26 protein-coding genes are annotated in these 19,393 nt (G+C 68.2%); 9 read left to right on the top strand and 17 right to left on the bottom strand.

Features of this window, described 5'->3' with window-relative positions; all coding sequences use genetic code 11:
* The first annotated feature begins 1 nt into the window (after position 1).
* Together G6N53_RS25660 and G6N53_RS25655 are read left to right on the top strand one after the other, a co-directional pair.
* Positions 2-712, top strand: coding sequence for a TetR/AcrR family transcriptional regulator (locus G6N53_RS25660; protein WP_163893849.1), 711 nt, complete (start codon positions 2-4; stop codon positions 710-712).
* Positions 693-1,325, top strand: a complete 633-nt coding sequence (locus G6N53_RS25655) for a class I SAM-dependent methyltransferase (protein ID WP_163893847.1) — start codon at positions 693-695, stop codon at positions 1,323-1,325. Before G6N53_RS25660 ends, G6N53_RS25655 begins: the two co-directional genes overlap by 20 nt.
* Before the next feature lie 13 nt (positions 1,326-1,338).
* Here G6N53_RS25655 and G6N53_RS25650 read toward each other — a convergent pair whose 3' ends face one another.
* Positions 1,339-2,052, bottom strand: coding sequence for an NAD-dependent deacylase (locus G6N53_RS25650; RefSeq protein ID WP_205390463.1), 714 nt, complete (start codon positions 2,050-2,052; stop codon positions 1,339-1,341).
* Between the two features lie 36 nt (positions 2,053-2,088).
* Here G6N53_RS25650 and G6N53_RS25645 point away from each other — a divergent pair, with 36 nt between their 5' ends.
* A complete protein-coding gene (locus G6N53_RS25645) occupies positions 2,089-2,454 on the top strand; it encodes an Rv1152 family transcriptional regulator (RefSeq protein ID WP_163893845.1) in 366 nt (121 codons plus the stop codon).
* Here G6N53_RS25645 and G6N53_RS25640 read toward each other — a convergent pair whose 3' ends face one another.
* Genes G6N53_RS25640 through G6N53_RS25630 form a run of 3 tightly spaced genes read right to left on the bottom strand, consistent with a single transcriptional unit; the run spans position 2,455 to position 4,726 of the window.
* Positions 2,455-3,306 (bottom strand): class I SAM-dependent methyltransferase, encoded by an 852-nt coding sequence (locus tag G6N53_RS25640; protein ID WP_163893843.1) that lies wholly within the window; start codon positions 3,304-3,306, stop codon positions 2,455-2,457.
* A complete protein-coding gene (locus G6N53_RS25635; protein WP_163893841.1) occupies positions 3,303-3,854 on the bottom strand; it encodes a DUF1697 domain-containing protein in 552 nt (183 codons plus the stop codon). Before G6N53_RS25635 ends, G6N53_RS25640 begins: the two co-directional genes overlap by 4 nt.
* On the bottom strand, positions 3,854-4,726 hold the full coding sequence (locus G6N53_RS25630; protein ID WP_371870863.1) for a class I SAM-dependent methyltransferase: 873 nt from the start codon (positions 4,724-4,726) through the stop codon (positions 3,854-3,856). Before G6N53_RS25630 ends, G6N53_RS25635 begins: the two co-directional genes overlap by 1 nt.
* Between G6N53_RS25630 and G6N53_RS25625 the strand changes: the two genes are divergently transcribed.
* Complete coding sequence (locus tag G6N53_RS25625) at positions 4,725-5,168, top strand: PPOX class F420-dependent oxidoreductase (protein WP_163893835.1); 444 nt, start codon at positions 4,725-4,727, stop codon at positions 5,166-5,168. The genes G6N53_RS25630 and G6N53_RS25625 overlap by 2 nt on opposite strands.
* 17 nt (positions 5,169-5,185) lie before the next feature.
* Positions 5,186-5,377 carry a DUF5302 domain-containing protein gene (locus tag G6N53_RS25620; protein WP_163893833.1) on the top strand — a complete coding sequence of 64 codons (192 nt, stop codon included), beginning with the start codon at positions 5,186-5,188 and terminating at the stop codon, positions 5,375-5,377.
* 105 nt (positions 5,378-5,482) lie between these two features.
* On the opposite strand, the gene G6N53_RS25615 is transcribed toward G6N53_RS25620, so the two are convergent.
* The 7 genes from G6N53_RS25615 to G6N53_RS25585 form a co-directional block, all read right to left on the bottom strand.
* Positions 5,483-7,114, bottom strand: coding sequence for a monocarboxylic acid transporter (locus tag G6N53_RS25615; protein WP_163893831.1), 1,632 nt, complete (start codon positions 7,112-7,114; stop codon positions 5,483-5,485).
* On the bottom strand, positions 7,111-7,461 hold the full coding sequence (locus G6N53_RS25610) for a DUF485 domain-containing protein (RefSeq protein ID WP_163893829.1): 351 nt from the start codon (positions 7,459-7,461) through the stop codon (positions 7,111-7,113). Before G6N53_RS25610 ends, G6N53_RS25615 begins: the two co-directional genes overlap by 4 nt.
* A 151-nt stretch (positions 7,462-7,612) precedes the next feature.
* Entirely contained in the window at positions 7,613-9,358 is a 1,746-nt protein-coding gene (locus G6N53_RS25605; protein WP_163893827.1) for a sodium/solute symporter, read from the bottom strand.
* On the bottom strand, positions 9,355-9,729 hold the full coding sequence (locus tag G6N53_RS25600) for a DUF485 domain-containing protein (protein ID WP_163893824.1): 375 nt from the start codon (positions 9,727-9,729) through the stop codon (positions 9,355-9,357). The genes G6N53_RS25605 and G6N53_RS25600 overlap by 4 nt, the downstream gene beginning before the upstream one ends.
* Positions 9,722-10,528: a LytR/AlgR family response regulator transcription factor gene (locus G6N53_RS25595; protein ID WP_163893822.1), complete on the bottom strand. Its 807-nt coding sequence runs from the start codon at positions 10,526-10,528 to the stop codon at positions 9,722-9,724. Before G6N53_RS25595 ends, G6N53_RS25600 begins: the two co-directional genes overlap by 8 nt.
* Entirely contained in the window at positions 10,528-11,751 is a 1,224-nt protein-coding gene (locus tag G6N53_RS25590; RefSeq protein ID WP_163893819.1) for a sensor histidine kinase, read from the bottom strand. Before G6N53_RS25590 ends, G6N53_RS25595 begins: the two co-directional genes overlap by 1 nt.
* A gap of 88 nt (positions 11,752-11,839) precedes the next feature.
* A complete protein-coding gene (locus G6N53_RS25585) occupies positions 11,840-12,136 on the bottom strand; it encodes a DUF732 domain-containing protein (protein ID WP_163896372.1) in 297 nt (98 codons plus the stop codon).
* Positions 12,137-12,257: 121 nt separating this feature from the next.
* On the opposite strand from G6N53_RS25585, the gene G6N53_RS25580 reads away from it, so the two are divergent.
* Positions 12,258-12,833, top strand: coding sequence for an HhH-GPD-type base excision DNA repair protein (locus tag G6N53_RS25580; protein WP_163893817.1), 576 nt, complete (start codon positions 12,258-12,260; stop codon positions 12,831-12,833).
* A 10-nt stretch (positions 12,834-12,843) separates the two neighbouring features.
* Here the strand turns inward: G6N53_RS25580 and G6N53_RS25575 are convergent, their stop codons facing one another.
* Entirely contained in the window at positions 12,844-13,239 is a 396-nt protein-coding gene (locus tag G6N53_RS25575) for a recombinase family protein (RefSeq protein ID WP_163893815.1), read from the bottom strand.
* A 111-nt stretch (positions 13,240-13,350) separates the two neighbouring features.
* Here G6N53_RS25575 and G6N53_RS25570 point away from each other — a divergent pair, with 111 nt between their 5' ends.
* Positions 13,351-13,497, top strand: a complete 147-nt coding sequence (locus G6N53_RS25570; RefSeq protein ID WP_163893813.1) for a DUF1059 domain-containing protein — start codon at positions 13,351-13,353, stop codon at positions 13,495-13,497.
* Positions 13,498-13,520: 23 nt separating this feature from the next.
* On the opposite strand, the gene G6N53_RS25565 is transcribed toward G6N53_RS25570, so the two are convergent.
* A complete protein-coding gene (locus G6N53_RS25565) occupies positions 13,521-14,495 on the bottom strand; it encodes an Rv1157c family protein (RefSeq protein WP_163893811.1) in 975 nt (324 codons plus the stop codon).
* Positions 14,496-14,545: 50 nt separating this feature from the next.
* Positions 14,546-15,148, bottom strand: a complete 603-nt coding sequence (locus G6N53_RS25560) for a hypothetical protein (protein WP_163893809.1) — start codon at positions 15,146-15,148, stop codon at positions 14,546-14,548.
* A gap of 124 nt (positions 15,149-15,272) precedes the next feature.
* Between G6N53_RS25560 and G6N53_RS25555 the strand changes: the two genes are divergently transcribed.
* Positions 15,273-16,508 (top strand): mannosyltransferase, encoded by a 1,236-nt coding sequence (locus tag G6N53_RS25555; RefSeq protein WP_371870898.1) that lies wholly within the window; start codon positions 15,273-15,275, stop codon positions 16,506-16,508.
* On the opposite strand, the gene G6N53_RS25550 is transcribed toward G6N53_RS25555, so the two are convergent.
* The gene (locus tag G6N53_RS25550) at positions 16,486-16,770 is read right to left on the bottom strand and encodes a 4a-hydroxytetrahydrobiopterin dehydratase (protein ID WP_163893806.1); all 285 of its coding nucleotides are present in this window, start codon (positions 16,768-16,770) and stop codon (positions 16,486-16,488) included. The genes G6N53_RS25555 and G6N53_RS25550 overlap by 23 nt on opposite strands.
* A 69-nt stretch (positions 16,771-16,839) precedes the next feature.
* Between G6N53_RS25550 and G6N53_RS25545 the strand changes: the two genes are divergently transcribed.
* Complete coding sequence (locus G6N53_RS25545) at positions 16,840-17,226, top strand: (deoxy)nucleoside triphosphate pyrophosphohydrolase (RefSeq protein WP_163896370.1); 387 nt, start codon at positions 16,840-16,842, stop codon at positions 17,224-17,226.
* A 10-nt stretch (positions 17,227-17,236) separates the two neighbouring features.
* Here the strand turns inward: G6N53_RS25545 and G6N53_RS25540 are convergent, their stop codons facing one another.
* Together G6N53_RS25540 and G6N53_RS29940 are read right to left on the bottom strand one after the other, a co-directional pair.
* Complete coding sequence (locus tag G6N53_RS25540; RefSeq protein ID WP_276000529.1) at positions 17,237-18,967, bottom strand: BCCT family transporter; 1,731 nt, start codon at positions 18,965-18,967, stop codon at positions 17,237-17,239.
* Between the two features lie 212 nt (positions 18,968-19,179).
* Complete coding sequence (locus G6N53_RS29940; RefSeq protein ID WP_205390462.1) at positions 19,180-19,347, bottom strand: hypothetical protein; 168 nt, start codon at positions 19,345-19,347, stop codon at positions 19,180-19,182.
* Positions 19,348-19,393: the final 46 nt, after the last annotated feature.

Raw genomic sequence — 19,393 nt, 5'->3', positions numbered from 1 at the left:
CGTGACCGTCCAGCGCCTGCGGCGGCACCGCGCCCCCCGGGGCTCGGGCGATCAGCTCAGAGAAGAGATCCTGGGCGCCACCACCGATCTGCTGTTGGAAACCGGTGACGCGAAAGCAGTTTCGATCCGGTCGGTGGCGCAACGGGTCGGGGTCACCCCGCCGTCGATCTACCTGCACTTCGCCGACAAGGACGCGCTGTTGGATGCGGTGTGCGTGCAGTACTTCGAAAAGCTCGACGCAGAGATGCAGGAAGTCGCCGGTCACGCAGGCCAAACCGGTGGCGCATCCACGGTCGACGTGTTGCGGGCCCAGGGATTGGCGTACGTGCGCTTCGCGCTGAAAACCCCAGAGCTGTACCGCATTGCGACCATGGGGGAGGGGCACCCCGGCAGCGACGTCGACACGACACTGAACATTTCGGCGTTCGTCCACATGCGTGCGTCGGTGCAGGCTCTGATCGACCAGGGAATCTATCCTCCGGGCGACGCCACGATGCTCGCTCTGGAGCTGTGGACCGCAGCTCACGGGGTCGCGGCGATGCTGATCTCGCGTCCGTATCTGCCGTGGGGAGATGTCGAGGAGTTCGCCGACCGTGTGCTGCGTGCGGTGTGTTTCGGGCACGTCGTGTCCGGGGCCGTCCGTCCGTCCGACTCACCATGCGAGATGGTGACCTGGCTGAAGGAGATCGTTGATGAGCGACACCGTCGATAACCCGTTCTTCGCGCGGCTGTGGACAGCGATGTCGGCGCGGGAGCCCGAATCGCTGCGCCGCCTGCGGCGGGAGAACCTGGCCGGGCTGTCAGGCCGCGTCCTGGAGGTCGGGGCCGGCACCGGCACCAACTTCGAGTTCTACCCCGACACCGTTATCGAGGTGGTCGCCGTCGAGCCCGAGCGCCGGCTCGCGGTGCTGGCCGAACGTGCCGCGGCGACGGCCCCGATACCGGTCACGGTCGAGACCGAGACCGTGGAGAAGTACCTCGGCGGCGGGCAGTTCGACGCGGTGGTGTGCTCGCTGGTGCTGTGTTCCGTCGACGACCCGGAACAGGTGCTGGGGCAGCTGTTTTCGGTACTGCGTCCCGGCGGTCAGCTGCGCTACCTCGAACACGTCGCCGGCACCGGGGCGCGCGCTCGCCTGCAGAAGTTCGCCGACGCCACGTTCTGGCCGAGGCTGTTGGGCAACTGCCACACCCACCGCCACACCGAGTCGACGATCGTCGGCGCCGGATTTCAGGTCACCGGGGCCCGCCGTGACTGGACGTTTCCCGCCTGGGTGCCGGTGCCGGTCGCCGAATTCGCGATCGGCGTCGCGGTCAAGCCTGCCTGATCGCGAAGCGCCCTCAGCCGAGCAGGGCCGGTAGCCGCTGCAACAACCCGGGCAGCACGGTGGCCGCCGACTCCCGCAGCGTCACCGTCGCGCTCCTCGACAGCGGGGTGGGCTCGGGGTTGACCTCGATCACGGGGGTGCCGTTGGCCACCGCCAGCTCCGGAAGTCCGGCCGCCGGATAGACCACCGACGACGTGCCGACCGCTACGACCAGGTCGGCGCCGACCACGGCGTCAACCGACTGCTGCCACGCGTCATCGGGCAGCGCCTCGCCGAACCACACCACATCGGGCCGGATCAGCCCACCGCATTCGCAACGCGGCGGCACCACCGATTCGGCCGGCTCCGGCATGGCCGGCACCTCGCCCGAGTACACGGATTGGCATTCGTCGCAACGGAAATCGAACAGGCTGCCGTGTACGTGGTACACCTGGCTGCTGCCGGCGCGCTCGTGCAGGTTGTCCACGTTCTGCGTGACGACGTGCACGTCGGCGTAGTCCTCCCACGCCGCGACCGCGCGGTGCGCGTTGTTCGGCGCGACGGCCCGCATCATGTGGTGGCGCCACAGATACCAGGCCCACACCCGTTCGGGGTGCTCACGCCAGCCCTCCGCGCTGGAGATCTCGTAGGGGTCGACCTTGGCCCACAAACCCGTCTCGACGTCGCGGAACGTCGGCACTCCGCTCTCGGCGGAGATCCCGGCTCCGCTGCATACCGTCACCTGCACCCCACCAAACTAGCCGCTGTGGGTGATACTGGGCACGTGGCCGAGTTGGGGGATTGGGTACGCGTTGATCCGCACGCTGCCAGGCCGCTGTTCGACCAGCTCAGATCGCAGATCATCGACGGTATCCGAGACGGGGAGCTCACTCCGGGCACCCGGCTGCCGACGGTCCGCGAGCTGGCGGGTCAGATCAACCTGGCAGTCAACACCGTGGCGCGCGCGTACCGAGAGTTGGAAGCAGCGGGCATTCTCGAAACGAGGGGACGTTTCGGCACTTTCGTGGCGCGTTCGGACCCGGCCGACGCCGCGATGGCCACCGCAGCGAACACCTATGTTTCCGCGGCGCGGGCGCTCGGTGTCGACAAGGTGGAAGCGCTGCGCTACGTGGAGACGGCGTTCGGCTGATCAGCCGAACTCGAGCAGGGTGGTCACCGGCCGTATCGGGTCGAGCAGCGGTGTGCGCTGCACCGTCCAGAGCACTGCGTTGAGCACCGCTCCGCGGGCCCGCTCTGCGGGAACGTCGTGCACCGCGCGTACCCCGGGAACCGTGTTGACCAGGTCCGCTGCCTCGGACACCGACAGCGTGAACGGCATCGGCGGCACCCGGTAGCGCAGGGACGTCCGCACGCCGCGTCGCGCCAGCGCGGCGAAGGCCGACGGCGGCAGGTCGAACATCATCCGGCCGCCCGGGAACCGTGTCGCGCACTCGGTGATCAGCGCCATCGCCTGCTCGGGCTGCAGATACATCAACAGCCCCTCAGCGGTGATGAAGACACCATGTTCGGTGGCCGGATTGACGCCTCCGGCGTCGGTATCGACCTTGTCCATCCAGCTGAAGTCCAGCGCCGATTGCCCACACATCTCCACCCGGTCGGACGCAGGAAGCAGCTTGCGGCGCAATTCGACCATCGGGGGTAGGTCGACGGTCAACCAGCGGAAGTCGTGACCGACGCCGGCGGCGTCCAGGCGGAAGAAGCTCGTCTGCAGACCTTCGGCGAGCGCGACCACGGTGGCTCTGGGATGGTCGAGCAGGTAGCGGCGGGCCTGCTTGTCGAAGGCCAACGCGCGCAACGCCATATCCTGGCGCCGGGTGAACCCGAACTTGGCGAAGTCGTACTGGATGGAGTCGACGAGGTGGATTGCCATCGGGTCGTCGAGGATGCCGTCGGGCCGCCTGGCCTCGGACGCGCGGACCAGCAGCGTCATCAGCGCCGTCTCCGGCACCCCGGTCAGGTCGACGGTGTGCTTTGCAGTCATCGGTGATCCATCTCCGCTCCGCGCTGTCTGCGCAGTACTTTGTCGAGGGTGCGCAGGTTGCGCGTGGTGGTCGACGACTTGTAGCGCTTCTTGCCCATCGTCTTGCCGATGGTGCTGTCGAGGGTGCCGTCGCGGGGCACCTGCCAGTACAGCACCCCGGACCCGACTTCGATCTTCTCACCAGGGCCGGCCCGGTCGGCGAGCTCGGCGAGTTCGCGCAGCACGGTCTCGTCGCTGACGAAGGTGACGTAGGAGTGATGGCCCTCGACCTCGCGCTCGAACGGGTACGCCGCCGAAATCTCTGCGATCGTGTCGAGGTCGTAGCACAGCACCCAGGCGTCGTAACCGAATTCGTCGCGCAGGGCCCGCTCGGCCTTCTGCCTGACGGCGGCCACCCCGGATCGGCTGTCGAGCAGCACGTTGCCGCTCGCCAAGATCGTCGTGACGTCGGTGAACCCGGCGTCCTGCAAGGTCTCGGCGACAGCGGCCATCTTGAGGTTGACGCCGCCCACGTTGACCCCACGGAGAAACGCGGCATATCGCGTCATCAGCCGAACTCCAGCAGCGTGACGCTCGGCCGGATCCGGCGCAGGAGTCCACGGTCGAGGTTGGGCCGGGCAGCGATCTTGAACCAGCCCCGGCCGGTGGGAAGCCTGACATCGTGTGCCGCGCGCACCCCGGGGACGCTGCCGGCCAGCGCGACTCCTTCGTCGGCGCTGAGCGCGAACGGCATCGGCGGTGCGGCGTAGCGCCTGGAGAGTTTGAGACCCCGCAGGGTTCGGCCGCTGAACCAGTGGGGAATGGAGTCGAACATCATGGCGCCACCGGGAAAGCGCTGTGCGCAGTCGCCGATGAGCCCCAGCGCCTCATCAGGCTCCAGGTACATCAACAACCCCTCGGCGGTGATGAACACCCCGTTCGTGGCGTCCACGCGATCCATCCAGCTACGGTCCAGGGCCGATTGCGCCAGCCCGACGATGCGGTCCTCGGCGGGCAGCAGCTGCGCACGCAGCTCCATGACCGGCGGGAGGTCGATGGAGTACCAGATGGAGTCGGCGCCGAGGTGATCGCGGGCCAGCCGCCAGTAACTGGTCTGCAATCCCTCGGCCAGTGCCACCACCGACGCGTTCGGATGGGTGCCCAGGTACTCGCGTGCCGCGGCGTCGAACGCCTTGGCCCTCAAGGCGTGCACCTGACCCGGCCGGCCGAACTTCTCGTAGTCATAGGCGATGGCGTCGAGGAGTGTGATCGCCCACGGATCCCGAATCAGCCCGTCGGAGCGCTTGGCCTCGACGGCGCGGTTGCGCAACGTCCACAGCGTCGTGGCGGACACGCCGTCGAGGACGTCACCGTCGATTACCTGGTTTCGGGCCATCTGTTCGATCATCCCAGACGGATGTGCGTCGTAGGCTCGTGTCATGACGCGCGATGTCTTCGACGACAAGCTGCTGGCGGTGATCGCCGGGAACTCGCTGGGCGTGCTGGCCACCATCAAACGGGACGGGCGGGCGCAGCTGTCCAACGTCTCCTACCACTTCGATGCGCGGGCGCTGACCCTCTCGGTGTCGATCACCGAGCCCAGGGCCAAAACCCGCAACCTGCGCCGCGACCCACGGGCGGCGCTGCACGTCAGTTCCGATGACGGGTGGTCCTACGCGGTGGCCGAAGGGGACGCCGAGCTCACGCCGCCGGCGGCCGACCCGGGGGACGACACCGTCGAGGGGTTGGTCGCGCTGTACCGCGAGATCTCCGGCGAGCACCCCGATTGGGAGGACTTCCGCAGAGCCATGGTCGATGATCGGCGGGTGCTGATGACTCTGCCCATCTCACACGTCTACGGCATGCCGCCGGGACTGCGTTGAGGCGCTAGGCTGCGGTCATGGCATCCACGGAGTCGGCAGAGTCTCAGGAGTCTTCCGAGGACGACACCAAGCGCAAGTTCCGCGAGGCGCTGGAGCGCAAGAAGTCCAAGTCGGCCTCAGGCTCCGCGCACACCGACATCGGCGCCAAGCAGCCCCGGGCGCACGGGCCGCTGGAGAGCCGTCGCGAATTCCGCCGCAAGAGCGGCTGATCCGCTACCCCGCTGATCCGCTGACCCCTCAGTGCCGGAACGGTATTCCAGCAGGCGATTCGCGAGTAGCGGCCTGCTGGAATACCGTTCCGGCGGAGGGCGCTCCTAGTGGGCGACCGCCTTTTCGGCACCGATCCCGGTCAGCGACCGCACCTCCATCTCCGCGGCGACCTTCGGATCCTCGTCGTCCGGCGACGTCAGGGTTCCGACGATGCCCAGGATGAAGGCCAGCGGGATCGACACGATGCCCGGGTTGGCCAGCGGGAAGAAGGAGAAGTCGACGCTGCGGATCATCGACGTCGGCCCGCCTGACACCGCCGGTGACAGCACGATCAGCACGATGGTCGAGATCAGGCCGCCGTACATGCTCCACAGCGCGCCGCGGGTGTTGAACCGCCGCCAGTACAACGAGTAGACGATCGTCGGCAGGTTCGCCGCCGCGGCGACGGCGAAGGCCAGGGCCACCAGGAACGCGACGTTCTGCCCGTTCGCCAGGATGCCCAGACCGATGGACAGCGTGCCGAGCACCACCGCGGTGATCCGGGACACCCGCACCTGTTCGGCCTCGGTGACCTTGTGGCCCTTGCGGATCGTGGCGTAGATGTCATGGGCGAACGAGGCCGACGCGGTGATGGTCAGGCCGGCCACCACCGCCAGAATGGTGGCGAACGCCACCGCCGAGATGACCCCAAGCAGGATGACCCCGCCCAGTTCGAACGCCAGCAGCGGGGCCGCCGAGTTGACTCCGCCTGCCGCGCCGAGGATGCGGTCCGGACCGACCAGCGCCGCCGCGCCGTAGCCCAGCACCAGCGTGAACAGGTAGAAGGCACCGATCAGAGCGATCGCCCAGACCACCGAGCGCCGTGCTTCCTTGGCAGTGGGCACCGTGTAGAAGCGCATCAGCACGTGCGGCAGACCCGCGGTGCCGAGCACCAGAGCGATGGCCAGGGAGATGAAGTTGATCTGCGAGGTCAGCGAACCGCCGTACTGTGCGCCGGGGGCCAGCACGTCGCGGTCGGCAACCCCTGCCGTGGTGGCGCCGCTGATCGCCGACTGGGCGGCGCCGAGGATCTCGGAGAAGTTCAGGCCGAACTTGGCGAACACCATGATGGTCATCAGGCCCGCACCCGCGATCAGCAGGACTGCCTTGATGATCTGCACCCAGGTGGTGCCCTTCATGCCGCCGACCAAGACGTAGACGATCATCAAGATGCCGACGACGGCGATCACCACGGACTGGCCCGAGCGGCTCTCGATGTTGAGCAGCAGTGCCACCAGGCCGCCCGCGCCGGCCATCTGGGCCAGCAGGTAGAACAGCGACACCGTCAACGTGTTGGTGGCCGCCGCCAGGCGTACCGGCCGCTCCTTGAGCCGGAAGCTCAACACATCGGCCATCGTGAACTTGCCGGTGTTACGCAGCAATTCGGCCACCAGGAGCAGTGCGACCAACCACGCGACGAGGAAGCCGATCGAATACAGGAAGCCGTCGTAGCCGTAGACCGCGATGGCCCCGGCGATGCCGAGGAAGCTGGCCGCCGACAGGTAGTCACCGGCGATCGCGATGCCGTTCTGCGTTCCCGAGAATCCGCGTCCGCCGGTGAAGAACTCCGCGGCGGTGGCGTTGCGCTTGCTCGCCCGGATCACCACCGCCATCGTGACGATGACGAACAGGCTGAAGATGCCGATGTTGGCGATCGGGTTGCCGACCGTCTCGGATTGGGCCAGAAGCGTGGTCATTTGATCTCACTCTCCAGTTCGGCGCGGATCTTGCTTGACCGCGGATCGAGTTCGCGGTTGGCGAACCGCACGTAGATTCCGGTGATCACGAAGGTCGAGAGGAACTGGCCCAATCCGATGATCAGCCCGATGTTGATGTCCCCCCACACCCGCGTACCCATGAAGTCGCTGGCGAAGGCGCCGAGGGCGACGTACAGGGAGTACCAGATCAAGAAGATTGCTGTCATGGGAAATACGAAGCGGCGCAACCTACTTCGGAGTTCCTGGAACTCGGGACTGGCCTGGACTTCCAGATAGCGATCACCGCTGATCGCTTCCGGGCGAATGGGAGAATCTGTCTCGGACACCTTGATCTCACGCTCCTGACTGAGTGAACCGGTACTGCGGTGAACGTAGTTGAGATGTGGGTCACATACCCAGGCCTGATGCAGGTCACACGCTGAGGCCGGGGGTGGCTGCGGTGAACGGTCGATCGCCGACGACGAACGGTGAGAGGCTCTAGCCCACCCTGGGCATGCGCTCGATGCCCATGCCGAGATTCTCCGGTACGTGCATCCGGGCGAAGGTCTGCGCGACGTCGAGGGGCACGGTCGCGCGGGTGGCGCGGCTGACGACGATCATCGTCGCGAAAGCCAGCGGGACGCTGATCGCCGCCGGGTACCCGATCAGTACGGCGGGCCACCCGCCGATCGCGTCTTCGTCGATTCCGCCGGCCACCGCGACGGTCACCGCGCCGCCGGACAGCAGCCCGCCCACGACCAGGCCGCACGTCGCACCCATCGCAGTCAGACCACGCCACCAGATCCCCAGCACCAGCAGCGGGCACAGTGTCGACGCCGCGACGGCGAACGCCAGGCCGACACTGCGGGACAGCTCCAGTCCGCCGGAGACGGCCAGCGCCAACGGAATCGGGATCAGCCCGCCGATCAGGGCAGCCAGCCGGAAATCGCGGACCCGGCCGGGCAGCACATCGGTGGCCAGTGCACCCGCGAGGCTGACCAGCAGCCCGGACGACGTCGCCAGGAATGCGGCGATGGCGCCGGCGGCGACCAGCGCGGCCAGCATTTGGCCGACGGGCCCGGCGATCGCCGAGGACGGCGCCAACAGCACTGCGGCGTCCGCGGTCCCGGTGATCAACAGCTGCGGAACATAGAGCCGGGAGAAGATCCCCAACAGCGTCGGGAACAGATAGAACAGTGACAGCAGCGCGATCACCGCCAGCGCGGTGCGACGTGCGGCCCGGCCGTCGGGGTTGGTGTAGAAGCGCACCAGCACGTGCGGCAGGCCCATGGTTCCCAGGAACGTGGCCACCATGGTGGACAGCACTTGGTACAACGGGTGGGGGCCACCGAGGCCGCCGCCGGAGGAGATCCAGTCGGCGCCGGCGGCGGGGGTGCCCGCCAGCACCGGTGTCGCCGCACCGGCCGCCAGCGTCAGCGTGCTGCCCGCGCCGAGGGTGTGTTCGCCGGCGGACCCGACGGGCGCCCCCTCGACGCGGCGACCATCGAGTGTGCCCGTCACCGTGATCCCGGCCGGCTCGGAGACTCCAACGACCACATCGGTCTCGACGGCCACGGTGGTGGCCTGCTGCACTGTCGGCGGCAGCGGGCCGCCGAGTTCGCCGCCCCGGTCGGTCAGGAACAGCGCGGTCAGTGCCAGCGCCGGGATCGCGACCGCGGTCAGCTTGAGCCAGTACTGGAATGCCTGCACGAACGTGATCGAACGCATGCCGCCGGCAACCACGTTGGTGATCACGATGGCGCCGACTGCCAGCGGACCCACCCACACCGGCAGGCCCAGAAGCGTTTTCAGCGTCAGGCCGGCGCCCTGGTACTGCGGTACCAGATAGAAGATGCAGATGACAACGACGACGACCATCGCGACCCTGCGCAGCCGTGCCGACCCGAGCCGGAACTCCGCGAAGTCGGGCACCGTGTAGGCGCCCGACCGTCGCAGCGGTGCCGCGACGAACAGCAACAGCCCGAGATAGCCCGCGGTGAAGCCCACCGGATACCACAGGGCGTCGGCACCGTATTTGGCGATGAGCCCGGCGACACCGAGAAACGATGCGGCCGAGAGATATTCACCCGAGATCGCGGCGGCATTCCACCGCGGGCCCACCGTGCGTGACGCGACGAGGAAGTCGGAGGTGGTGCGCGAGAATCGCACACCGTAGACGCCGATCGCCACGGTGGCCACTGCCGCGGCGAGCAGCGCGAAGGCCGTCAGCGGCTCGCCGGTCATGGCTCCGCGTCGACGACGCCGACGAAGTCGCGTTCCGCCTGCTCGGCCAGCCGGACGTAGAACCAGCCGATGCCGTACACCAGCGGATAGGCCAGACCGGCGAGAATCAGCCAGTTCAGCCGGATACCGAACACCGTGACGGCAGCCAGATCCGGGAAGGCCGCGTTGAACAACGGGATGGACCCGATGAGCAGCACCACAACCCCGGCCAATCGCAGAGCCAGGCCCAGCTGGGCCCGCACCAGCCCGCGTACCAGTGCGTCGCCGACCTGTGTCTGCTCCTGGACCTCCACCCGGGTGCGGACCATTCGCGCGCCGCGACGGTGGGCGAGCACCACACGCTGGCGCTGTGGACCGCCGGCGCTAGTCATCGTTGCTCCCGGTGGGTCTGAGATTGCGCATCGGGTTCCGCACCACCCGGTCGCGCAGTTCGCGGGCCTGACGGCGGCTGACGGGAAGCTCGACAGCTGGTGACGCGCCGTTGGCGCGCAACCGCACCAGAACGGCGCCGTCGGTGGACCGCAACCCCGTCACCAGCCGCAGCGCGACCAGGTACGAGCGATGCACACGCTGGAAACCGTGATCGCGCCAACGGGTTTCGAGCGTGCCGAGCGGGATGCGCACCAGATGTGAGCCCGACGTCGAGTGCAGTCGGGCGTAGTCGCCCTCGGCTTCCACCCAGCCGATGCTGTCGCGTGGCACCAGATGCGTCACGCCGCCCAGTTCCGCGGGAATCACGTCGGACTCGGATTCCCGCACGTCGTTGCTCTCGGCAGGCTGTGCATCGCTGGGCGAGGTGGTCTGCGCTGACATGACCCGACGGACCGCTTCGTCGAGGCGGTCGTCGCGGATCGGTTTGAGCAGGTAGTCGACGGCGCCCACGTCGAAGGCCGCCACGGCCTTGTCGTCGTGGGCGGTGACGAACACGATCGCGGGCGGTTGGGAGAAGTTCGTCAGCACCCCGGCCAGTTCGATACCGGAGAGGCCGGGCATGTTGATGTCCAGGAACACGGCGTCGATGTTGCGTGCGTTGAGTTCCCGCAGCGCCGACGTGGCATCACCGGCGCGGAGGACCTCGGCGATGTCGGGGTGCCTGCCGAGCAGGTAGGCCAGTTCGTCCAGGGCCGGGGCCTCGTCGTCGACGGCGAGAACGGTGAGTGGTTTCACCATCACCCTCCCGCCCCGAATGCGGCTCCACTGGCCCGGACACCCGACCGGAACTTCGGCACCCTCATCAGGACCTTGGTGCCTGCACCGATCGCGGTTTCGACCACCAGACCGTAATCGTTGCCGAAGGCCGCCCGCAGCCGATGGTCCACATTGGTCAGGCCGACGTGCGCGGAGTTCCCTTCGGCGATCGGCACGCCGTCGGAGAGGGGGTCGCCGGGACCGGTCCGCAGCGCGTCGGGGTCGATTCCGACCCCGTCGTCCTCGACGGTGATGACGCAGTCGGAGCCCTCGTCGCGGGCGATGAGTTCGATGGATCCACCGCCGCGTCCGGCAAACCCATGCCGAACGGCGTTCTCCACCAACGGTTGTAGCGCCAGGAATGGGACCACGACGTTGAGGACCTCCGGCGCCACCTGCAGCGTGACCTTCAGAGCCGTGCCGAATCGGGCCCGTTCCAGATTGAGGTAGCGGTCGATGTTGCGAAGCTCGTCGGCCAGCGTGGTGTACTGCCCGGCGGCGCGGAACGAGTAGCGGGTGAAGTCGGCGAACTCGAGGATGAGCTCCCGGGCACGGTCGGGATCGGTGCGGACGAACGAGGCGATCGTGTTGAGCGCGTTGTAGATGAAATGTGGACTGATCTGCGCGCGCAGGGCCAGCACCTCGGCACGGTCGAGTCGGGCGCGGGAGGCATCGAGTTCCGCGAGTTCGATCTGGCTGGCCGCGTAGCGGGCCACCTCGCCGAAGGCGCCCAGCATCCCGGGTGCGGGGGAGCGTGTCGTCACCACGACGAGTACGCCGAGCATGTCACCGATCTCGGCCAGCATCGGCTGCGCGACGACGGTGGCGGCGTTGGCGTGCGCCAGCACCCGGCGTTCTCCGGAGATCGACTGTTCCGCGGCGCCGTCGCAGGCCTCGACGATGACGTCGTCCCAGATCACGTCATCGGCGGGGTCGCGGGCGAGGAGCTGGCCGTCGCTGCTGAACAGGGCCAACCCGCTGGTACCGGTGAGCCCCCGGAGGAACGGCGCGGCCGTCTCCGCGGAGTCGGTGTCGAGGCCCTGACGCAACGCACGAGCGGCCAGTGACGCGGTGTGCAGCGCGGCGTGGACGGCGCGTTCGGTGGGGGTGGCCACGACCCGTCTGGTGCGCACGGCGAGCACCACCGCGGCCACCGCTGCCAGGATCAGCGCGGCCGTCAGTGCTATCGCGAGCTCGCCCGACATGTCACCTTCTGTGCAGTTGTGGCCACCTTAAACCGGTGGTGTGGCGAAACTGCGGTAGTTCAGCACCCCGTGGCCGGTTCGCCCGTCACTACTGAACGGGACACGCGTATTTCGTGGCCACTTCCATCACCCGCTGCTGCGCTCCGGGGCCGATGACCCCTTGAGCGGCCAGTTCCAGACCGATGTATCCCGGGATGCCGCCGATGCACGCCTGGTGGGCAACCCGCCACGCGGTGTCCGGGTTCAGGTTGTAGCCGTTGCGTTGCAGGCCTTGCAGGTATTCGTCGAACGCCAGTGTGCCCTGGTCCGGCACCGCGCCGGCGGTGCCGGCCAACACCATTGCGGTAGCGAGCGCCGCGGCGAGGGGTGCGATCACCCGTCTCATGTCCGTCTCCTCAGGGGTGTATCCACCGGTTGTCGTCTTCACGATTGCACACCGCAGCGACACAGACCTGCGAACTGAACCGACCCGATCACTCCGCCCCGGGTCGTCCTAGACTGGCGGGGTGCCCACGTTGCAGCTGGTCCAGGATCCGGAAGCCGACGCACTGCTGGAAGCGAACCCATTCGCCCTGCTGGTCGGAATGCTGCTCGACCAGCAGATTCCGATGGAGGTGGCGTTCGGTGGGCCGAAGAAGATCGCAGATCGGATCGGTGGCTTCGACGCCCGGGTGATCGCGGACCACGACGCCGAGGAGTTCGCCGCGTTGTGCTCGCAAACGCCTGCGATACACCGGTTTCCGGGCTCGATGGCCAAGCGGGTGCAGGCGCTGGCCCAGGTGATCGTCGACGAGTACGACGGCGACGCCGCTGCCGTCTGGTCCGACGGTGCCGACGGAAAGGAAGTGCTGCGCCGGCTCAAGGCGCTGCCGGGATTCGGTGAGCAGAAGGCGAAGATCTTCCTCGCGCTGCTGGGCAAGCAGTACGGGGTGACGCCGAAAGGCTGGCGGGCCGCTGCCGGTGACTACGGCAAGGCGGGCACCCACATGTCGGTGGCCGACGTGTTGGACGCGGGCTCGCTACAGAAGGTGCGCAGCTACAAGAAGGAAGCCAAGGCCAAGACCAAAGAGGCCAAGGCCTGAGCGTCCGCGGTCACGCTCCGTGCGCAGTCTCGCCGTGATGGACCGCGTCGAGTGCAGCCAGGTCGCTGAGCACCTCGGCCACCACCCGTCCGGTGGCGGTGGCCGTGTCGAGACCGTTCTGTAAACAGCGCAGCGTGATTCCGCGGGTGGCGAGGTCAGCGACCGTCTGGGTGACCTCCGCGGCGGAGCGGCCCAGCCTGGTGAGCGCGACGACGACCACGGAGTCACCCGGGCGGGCGTAGCTGCGTAGGGCCAGCAGTCCCGGGCGCATCTTGTCGGCGGCTCCTGATGCCCTGTCGGTGAAGATCCGGCGCGGATCCACGCCCGCGGCCGTGAGCTCGGCGACCTGATCCTCGAGGTCCCGGTCGGTCCCTGCGGCCGTTGCGTAACCCAACGTCACCGTCACCGTTCCAAGGTCTCACGAGCTGCGGCCCGGGTGTCACAGGCACGCCGTCGCGCCGGCCGGAGGAACCGATCCCGGCCCATACGGACGTCACTGCTGTGTCATTGTGAACGTATGAAGACTCACCTGAACTGCCCGTGCGGCGAAGCGATCACCGGCAAGGACGAGGACGAGCTGGTGGAGAAGGCCCAAACCCACCTGTCCGAGGTGCATCCCGGCCGCGACTACGACCGCGACGCCATCCTCTTCATGGCCTACTGATCACCGCGGCGGGGTGCGGCAGGTCAGGGGACGACGGTCGAACCGATCGTCGGCATGAACTGACACTGCTTCTCGGTGGTGGTCACCTGGCCGAAGATCGTCGACATGATGCTGCCCGATCCGGTGTCGGCGATGGCGGTGAGCGTGGTGGGCCCCTCCGGATTGATGTCCGCCCTCGGGGTGAGCGTGGCGCTGCCGGACTTGCCGGTGCTCAGGTTCACCCAGGTGACGTTGAGGGGCAACTTCTGCTCGGCGGCCGGGCCGGGGGTGCCGATCGCGGTGAACACGTAGGCGGTCTGGCCGGGTTGGGGACCGGGGGCGGGGATCTTCGCGGGTCCGGCCACCGAGATCGCGGTGGCCAGGACGTTTCCGCCGTCGGCCAGGCAGCCGTTGCTGATGGACGGATACAGGAAGTCCTGGGTGACGGGCGCATCCGGGCCGAAAGCGGGTGTACCGGCGGGCGCCGCGCCGTCGGGTCCAGGTGCAGGAGCGGGAGCGGGAGCGGGAACCGCCTCGGGCGCGGGCGCGGGGGCCGGGCCGGGCGCCGCAGCGGGCACCGGCTCATGGGCGACCTCCGGTGCGGCCTGCGGCAGCGCCTCCGGCATCGGGCCGACCGCGTGCGCCGGGTTGACACCCGCGGGTAGATGCGCCGACGGGCCGGCCGCCGCGGTGGCCGGGACGTGCGCCACCGGTTCGGCGACGAACTGGTTGACCGCCGACGCGACGTCGCGGGAGGACGGCGGCGCCGCCGCGTCTCCGGCGAACACCGCGGCGGCGGCCATCAGCATCGATGCGGCGTTGGACGGGTCAGCCGCCGCCTGCTGGATGACGGGCCCGAGGCTCTCCACCGCCGGCAGACCAGGAGCCTGCAGACCGTCGATCGGTGCGGGAGCGGGCACCGGCTGCGCGTGCGCAACCCCGGTGATGCCGACCATCAGCAGCGCGGTCGACGAACCCACCGCCATCGCGGTGGTGAGCCTCGTCTTGGTCGTTGGCATGATTCCCCAATGCGTTCGGTGGGTCAGGTGGCGGGTGTCGGGTCCGGGCGTCAGGGCAGGGCAGACAGCGGTGTGAAGACCGGTCCGACCGGTGCGGCCGGGGGTGCCGCCGCGGGTGCGACCGGAACCGCAGGTGCCGCGGCGCCACCGGTGGGCAGCAGGCCGGCCAGCGGGATCCCGCTCGGCAGCAACGACGCGAGGCCGCCGGGGACGCCCAGCTGATCGGTCAGCCCGGTCGGCAGCAGCGACGGGGTCGTGGTCGACGCCGGGGTGGTGGCCGCGGCGCCGGGAACCGTCGCTCCGGGAACCGTGGTGGTGTTGCCGGGCAGTGTGGCCGCGGGCTGGGGCAGGGTCACCGATGCGGTGGCCGACGGCACGGTGGCCGACGGTGCAGTGGCCGGGGCGACCGGTCCGGTCTGCGGGGTCGGCGCGGCGTTGCCGATCGCGGTCGCGACCGTCTGCATGAGCTGGCTGGCCGCGTCGGGGTTCGCGAGCTGCTGCAGGAACGGCAGGCCGGGCACCTCGGGAGCCGGGCCCGGTGCGGGGGCAGGTGCTGGCTGCGCCGCCGCAGATGTGCTGAGCGCCAGCGAAGCCGAGACCGCTCCCGCCGCTGCGATCATCGTGGTTGCGAACAATTTCCCGGTGCGATGCATGGTTCTCCCAATCGGTTTGATGGCACGCCTGAACCCGAAGCTAGCCCGTTACTAGAGTTACTCAAGTGACACGTGTGGCATTTATGCAACCGTTACTGCAACGAGTGCCGATGGTGACCGCTCGATAGAGTCGGTCGGCATAGACGCCACCGCTTCCGCCTCCGCGCCGCCCGGCTCCCGCCTGGCGGCCGGGCTGTCAGCTGCCGCGCCGGTGCTGCTGATCGTGAGCATCAGTGCCCGACTGGCCTGGACCTACTTGGTGCCCAATGGCGCGAACTTCGTTGACCTGCATGTCTATCTCGGTGGCGCAGCGGCTGTGGACGACCCCGGCACGCTGTACGACTACGTGTACGCCGACCAGACCCCGGACTTCCCACTACCGTTCACGTATCCGCCGTTCGCGGCCGTGCTGTTCTACCCGCTGCACCTACTGCCGTTCGGAGTGGTGGCGCTGGCCTGGCAGGTCGGCATCGTCGCGGCGCTCTACGGCGTCGTCCGGGTCAGCCAGCGACTCCTTCCGAACCGCGAGGAATCGCCGGGCGCCGGTCGGCGTGTCGCGATGGCCTGGACCGCGGTGGGCATCTGGATCGAGCCGCTGCGCAGCACCTTCGACTACGGCCAGGTCAACGTTCTGCTGGTGCTGGCCGTCCTGTGCGCCGTGCTCAGCACCAGGTGGTGGCTCTCCGGTGCGCTTGTGGGGTTGTCGGCCGGGGTGAAACTCACCCCAGCGGTGACCGGGTTGTACTTCGTCGGCGCCCGGCGCTGGGCCGCGGCGGCGTTCTCCGCGGTGGTGTTCTTTCTGACCGTCGGCGTGTCGGCTCTGGTGGTCGGCGGCCAGGCGCGCTATTACTTCACCGAACTGCTCGGCGACGCGAGCCGGGTCGGCCCTGTTGGGACGTCCTTCAACCAGTCGTGGCGCGGGGGGATCTCGCGGATCCTCGGGCATGACGCCGGATACGGCCCGGTCGTACTGGCGGGCATCGCTGTGACCGCTGTGCTGGCGCTGCTGGCGTGGCGCGCGGTCGGCGGTGCCGACGACCGACTCGCCGCCGTCGTGATCGTCCAGTTGTTCGGGTTGCTGCTGTCGCCGATCTCGTGGACCCACCACTGGGTGTGGCTGATACCGCTGATGATCTGGCTGTTGCATGGCCCGCTGCGCGCGCGCCTGGGCGCACGGATCCTCGGCTGGGGGTGGCTCGTCCTGACAGCCGTCGGGGTGCCGTGGTTGCTGAGCTTCGCGCAACCGAGCATCTGGACGATCCCCCGGCCCTGGTACCTGGCGTGGGCCGGCCTGATCTACATCGTCGCCACGCTGGCGACGCTGGCGTGGATCGCCGCTACTGCCCGACGATCCGGTTGATCTCTCCCGCCATCGCCACGTCCTTGTCGGTGATGCCGCCTTCGGAGTGCGTGACCAAAGCGAAAGTTACTGTCCGCCAACGGATGTCGATGTCCGGATGGTGATCCTGCGCCTCGGCGTGCTCGCCGACGCGTTTCACGGCGTCGATGCCGTCGAGGAACGCGGCGAACTTCACCGAGCGGCGCAGGGCGCCGTCGGCGCGCTCCCAGCCATCGAGATCGGGCAGTGCGGCGTCTACTTGGTCGTCCGTTAACACAGCCATGTATCCGAAGGTATACCGTTCGCGGCAGTGTCGAACCGGACGGGGTCAAGCCAGACAGTGTCAAACCAGTTGCCCCACCTGATCGTGGTCGCCGGCGCGTTGATCCACGACGCGGCCCTGCTCGTCGCCCAGCGGGCCCGGCCTCCCGAACTGGCCGGGCTGTGGGAACTGCCCGGCGGCAAGGTCGCTCCCGGCGAGACGGACGCCGTCGCGCTGATCCGCGAACTACGCGAGGAACTGGGCATCGAGGTGGCCGTCGGCGCACGTCTCGGCGAGGACGTCGCGCTGAGCGGCACGACGACGCTGCGCGCCTACCTGGTCACCCGGATCGACGGTGAGCTGCACCCCAACGAACACCGCGCGCTGCGGTGGGTGCGCGTCGACGAACTCGACGACCTGCCGTGGGTGCCCGCTGACACCGCGTGGCTGCCGCAGTTAGCGGCGCTGCTGCGGTGACTCGGAACGGTCAGGGCGCCTTGGGTTCGGCTTCCTCGCTGCTGGCGACGTGCTCGCCATTCAACGGATCCACCGGCTCCTCGAACGTCACCTCGCCGGTCGTCGGATGCACCACATAGGAATCGGGATGGACTGAGCGGACCTCGACCAGCCCCGCCAAGGTGGCCGAGACATCGTGGCGCCGCGAGGTGCTCATCTCTTCGGGCACCGAGATGCGCAACAGTTGCGGCGTGGTCGCCAGGTCATAGCGGAACGCCCGCAACATCGACACACAGGCCGCCACCATCACCAACGAGAACGGCACCGCCGTCGCGATCGACGCAGTCTGCAGCGCGGTCAGGGAACCGGCGCCGCCGACCAGCAGCAGCACCGCGGCGACCAGTCCCTCCATCACCGCCCAGTACACCCGGGACACCTTGGGGGTCTCCAGCTCGCCGCCCGAGGACAGGATGTCGATGACCAGCGAGCCCGAATCCGATGAGGTGACGAAGAAGAACACGATCACCGTGATCGCCAGCACACTGGTGATCGTCGCGATCGGCAGCGTGCCGAGAAGCTGGAACAGCGAGGTGTTGGTGTCCACGGCGCCGTCGACCAGCATGTCGCCGCTCTCCCGCTGCCGCAGGATCGCCGAATCGCCGAAGATGGTGAACCACAGCGCGCCGATGACGCTCGGGACGAGCAACACCGCGCCGACGAACTCACGGATGGTGCGGCCCCGCGAGATGCGCGCGATGAACATGCCGACGAACGGCGCCCAGCTGATCCACCAGCCCCAGTAGAAGATGGTCCAGCCGCCGAGCCACTCGCCGTCGGAGAAGGGCGCCGTACGCAGCATCAGCTCCGGCAGCGACTGGATGTAGATGCCGAGGTTCTGCACGAACGCCTGCAACAGGAACAGCGTCGGGCCCAGCAGCATGACGAACAGCGCAAGTGCGGCGGCCATCATCATGTTGATGTTCGACAGCCATTTCAGGCCCCTGCTGACACCGGTGACCACCGAGATCGTCGCGACCAGGGTGATCAAAGCGATCATCCCGACCGTCCACCAGTTGTTGATCTGGATCCAGCCCAGGTACTCCAGTCCGGCCGCGATCTGGGTGATCCCGAATCCGAGGGAGGTCGCCACGCCGAACAGGGTGCCGACGACAGCGGTGATGTCGACCGCGTGACCGATCGGGCCCTCGACGCGCTCCCGTCCCAGAAGCGGCTCGAGCAACCAGCGCACCGACAGCGGCCGACCCCGGCGGTAGGTCATGTAGGACATACCCAGACCGACGACGACGTAGATCGCCCACGGGTGCAGCGCCCAGTGGAACAGTGTCAGCGACATGGCCTGGTTGGCCGCGGGGTCGGTCTCTCCGGCGATGCCGCGGGACTCCGGCGGACTCACGTAGTGGGTCAGCGGCTCGGCCACGCTGTAGAACACCAGGCCGATGCCCATCCCGGCGCTGAAGAGCATCGCCAGCCACGCCATGAAGCTGAACTCGGGTTTCTCGTCGTCGTCGCCGAGTCGGATGGTGCCGATCCGGGAGGCGCCGCAGTAGATCGCGAACGCCACGAAGCCGGTGGTGACCAGCACGTACCACCATCCGACGCCGTCGGTGATCCAGCCGTTGAGGTTGGTGAAGGCGTCCTCGGCCGACGACGAATACACGACCGCAAAGACGATCAGCCCGAGAATGATGAGCGAAGAGGGGATGAACACCGCCGGTTCCAGGCTCCGCCAGGCGTTGGTCAGGGGATTCTGCCGCCTGCCGTCCGCGCTCTTCTGCTCGGGTGGGGTCGGCACGATTACCGCCTCCTCGTGGTCGTCGTTGTCGTCATCGTCGTCATCGTCAGTTACGTATCTGGGCGGTTTCGGTGTCGAGGGCCGCGTCGGCGCGGATCAGACCCTACCTTCCCGCAAACGACGGCGCCGCTCCAACGTGCGATTTGCGCCTCAGGTGCGGCTCAGGATCGGCGTGCCCGTTTGAAGACCTTTGCCAGCTCCTTGCCGCGAATTCCGTTGAGTTCGGCCTTGTGTACTTTCTGCACGACCACCGGGCAGCGCTTGCAGCGCGGCTTGCTGCGGCAACACTTCTTCTTGGGTTTCAGATCGCCGAGCCGGCCGGGCTTCAAGTGAGCTGTCTCTCTCGTTTTCGTGATCAGTGCGCTGCACTGCGAC

The organism is Mycolicibacterium hippocampi (assembly GCF_010723735.1).
In the GTDB taxonomy this organism is placed as follows: Bacteria; Actinomycetota; Actinomycetes; order Mycobacteriales; family Mycobacteriaceae; genus Mycobacterium; species Mycobacterium hippocampi.
This window is presented reverse-complemented; position numbering and strand designations above follow the sequence as displayed.

Coding starts and splice junctions, on each gene's coding strand:
- G6N53_RS25655 (WP_163893847.1), top strand. CDS start 693: ATGAGCGACACCGTCGATAACCCGTTCTTCGCGCGGCTGTGGACAGCG.
- G6N53_RS25640 (WP_163893843.1), bottom strand. CDS start 3,306: ATGACTGCAAAGCACACCGTCGACCTGACCGGGGTGCCGGAGACGGCG.
- G6N53_RS25635 (WP_163893841.1), bottom strand. CDS start 3,854: ATGACGCGATATGCCGCGTTTCTCCGTGGGGTCAACGTGGGCGGCGTC.
- G6N53_RS25625 (WP_163893835.1), top strand. CDS start 4,725: ATGACGCGCGATGTCTTCGACGACAAGCTGCTGGCGGTGATCGCCGGG.
- G6N53_RS25630 (WP_371870863.1), bottom strand. CDS start 4,726: ATGACACGAGCCTACGACGCACATCCGTCTGGGATGATCGAACAGATG.
- G6N53_RS25620 (WP_163893833.1), top strand. CDS start 5,186: ATGGCATCCACGGAGTCGGCAGAGTCTCAGGAGTCTTCCGAGGACGAC.
- G6N53_RS25615 (WP_163893831.1), bottom strand. CDS start 7,114: ATGACCACGCTTCTGGCCCAATCCGAGACGGTCGGCAACCCGATCGCC.
- G6N53_RS25605 (WP_163893827.1), bottom strand. CDS start 9,358: ATGACCGGCGAGCCGCTGACGGCCTTCGCGCTGCTCGCCGCGGCAGTG.
- G6N53_RS25600 (WP_163893824.1), bottom strand. CDS start 9,729: ATGACTAGCGCCGGCGGTCCACAGCGCCAGCGTGTGGTGCTCGCCCAC.
- G6N53_RS25595 (WP_163893822.1), bottom strand. CDS start 10,528: ATGGTGAAACCACTCACCGTTCTCGCCGTCGACGACGAGGCCCCGGCC.
- G6N53_RS25590 (WP_163893819.1), bottom strand. CDS start 11,751: ATGTCGGGCGAGCTCGCGATAGCACTGACGGCCGCGCTGATCCTGGCA.
- G6N53_RS25585 (WP_163896372.1), bottom strand. CDS start 12,136: ATGAGACGGGTGATCGCACCCCTCGCCGCGGCGCTCGCTACCGCAATG.
- G6N53_RS25570 (WP_163893813.1), top strand. CDS start 13,351: ATGAAGACTCACCTGAACTGCCCGTGCGGCGAAGCGATCACCGGCAAG.
- G6N53_RS25565 (WP_163893811.1), bottom strand. CDS start 14,495: ATGCCAACGACCAAGACGAGGCTCACCACCGCGATGGCGGTGGGTTCG.
- G6N53_RS25560 (WP_163893809.1), bottom strand. CDS start 15,148: ATGCATCGCACCGGGAAATTGTTCGCAACCACGATGATCGCAGCGGCG.
- G6N53_RS25550 (WP_163893806.1), bottom strand. CDS start 16,770: ATGGCTGTGTTAACGGACGACCAAGTAGACGCCGCACTGCCCGATCTC.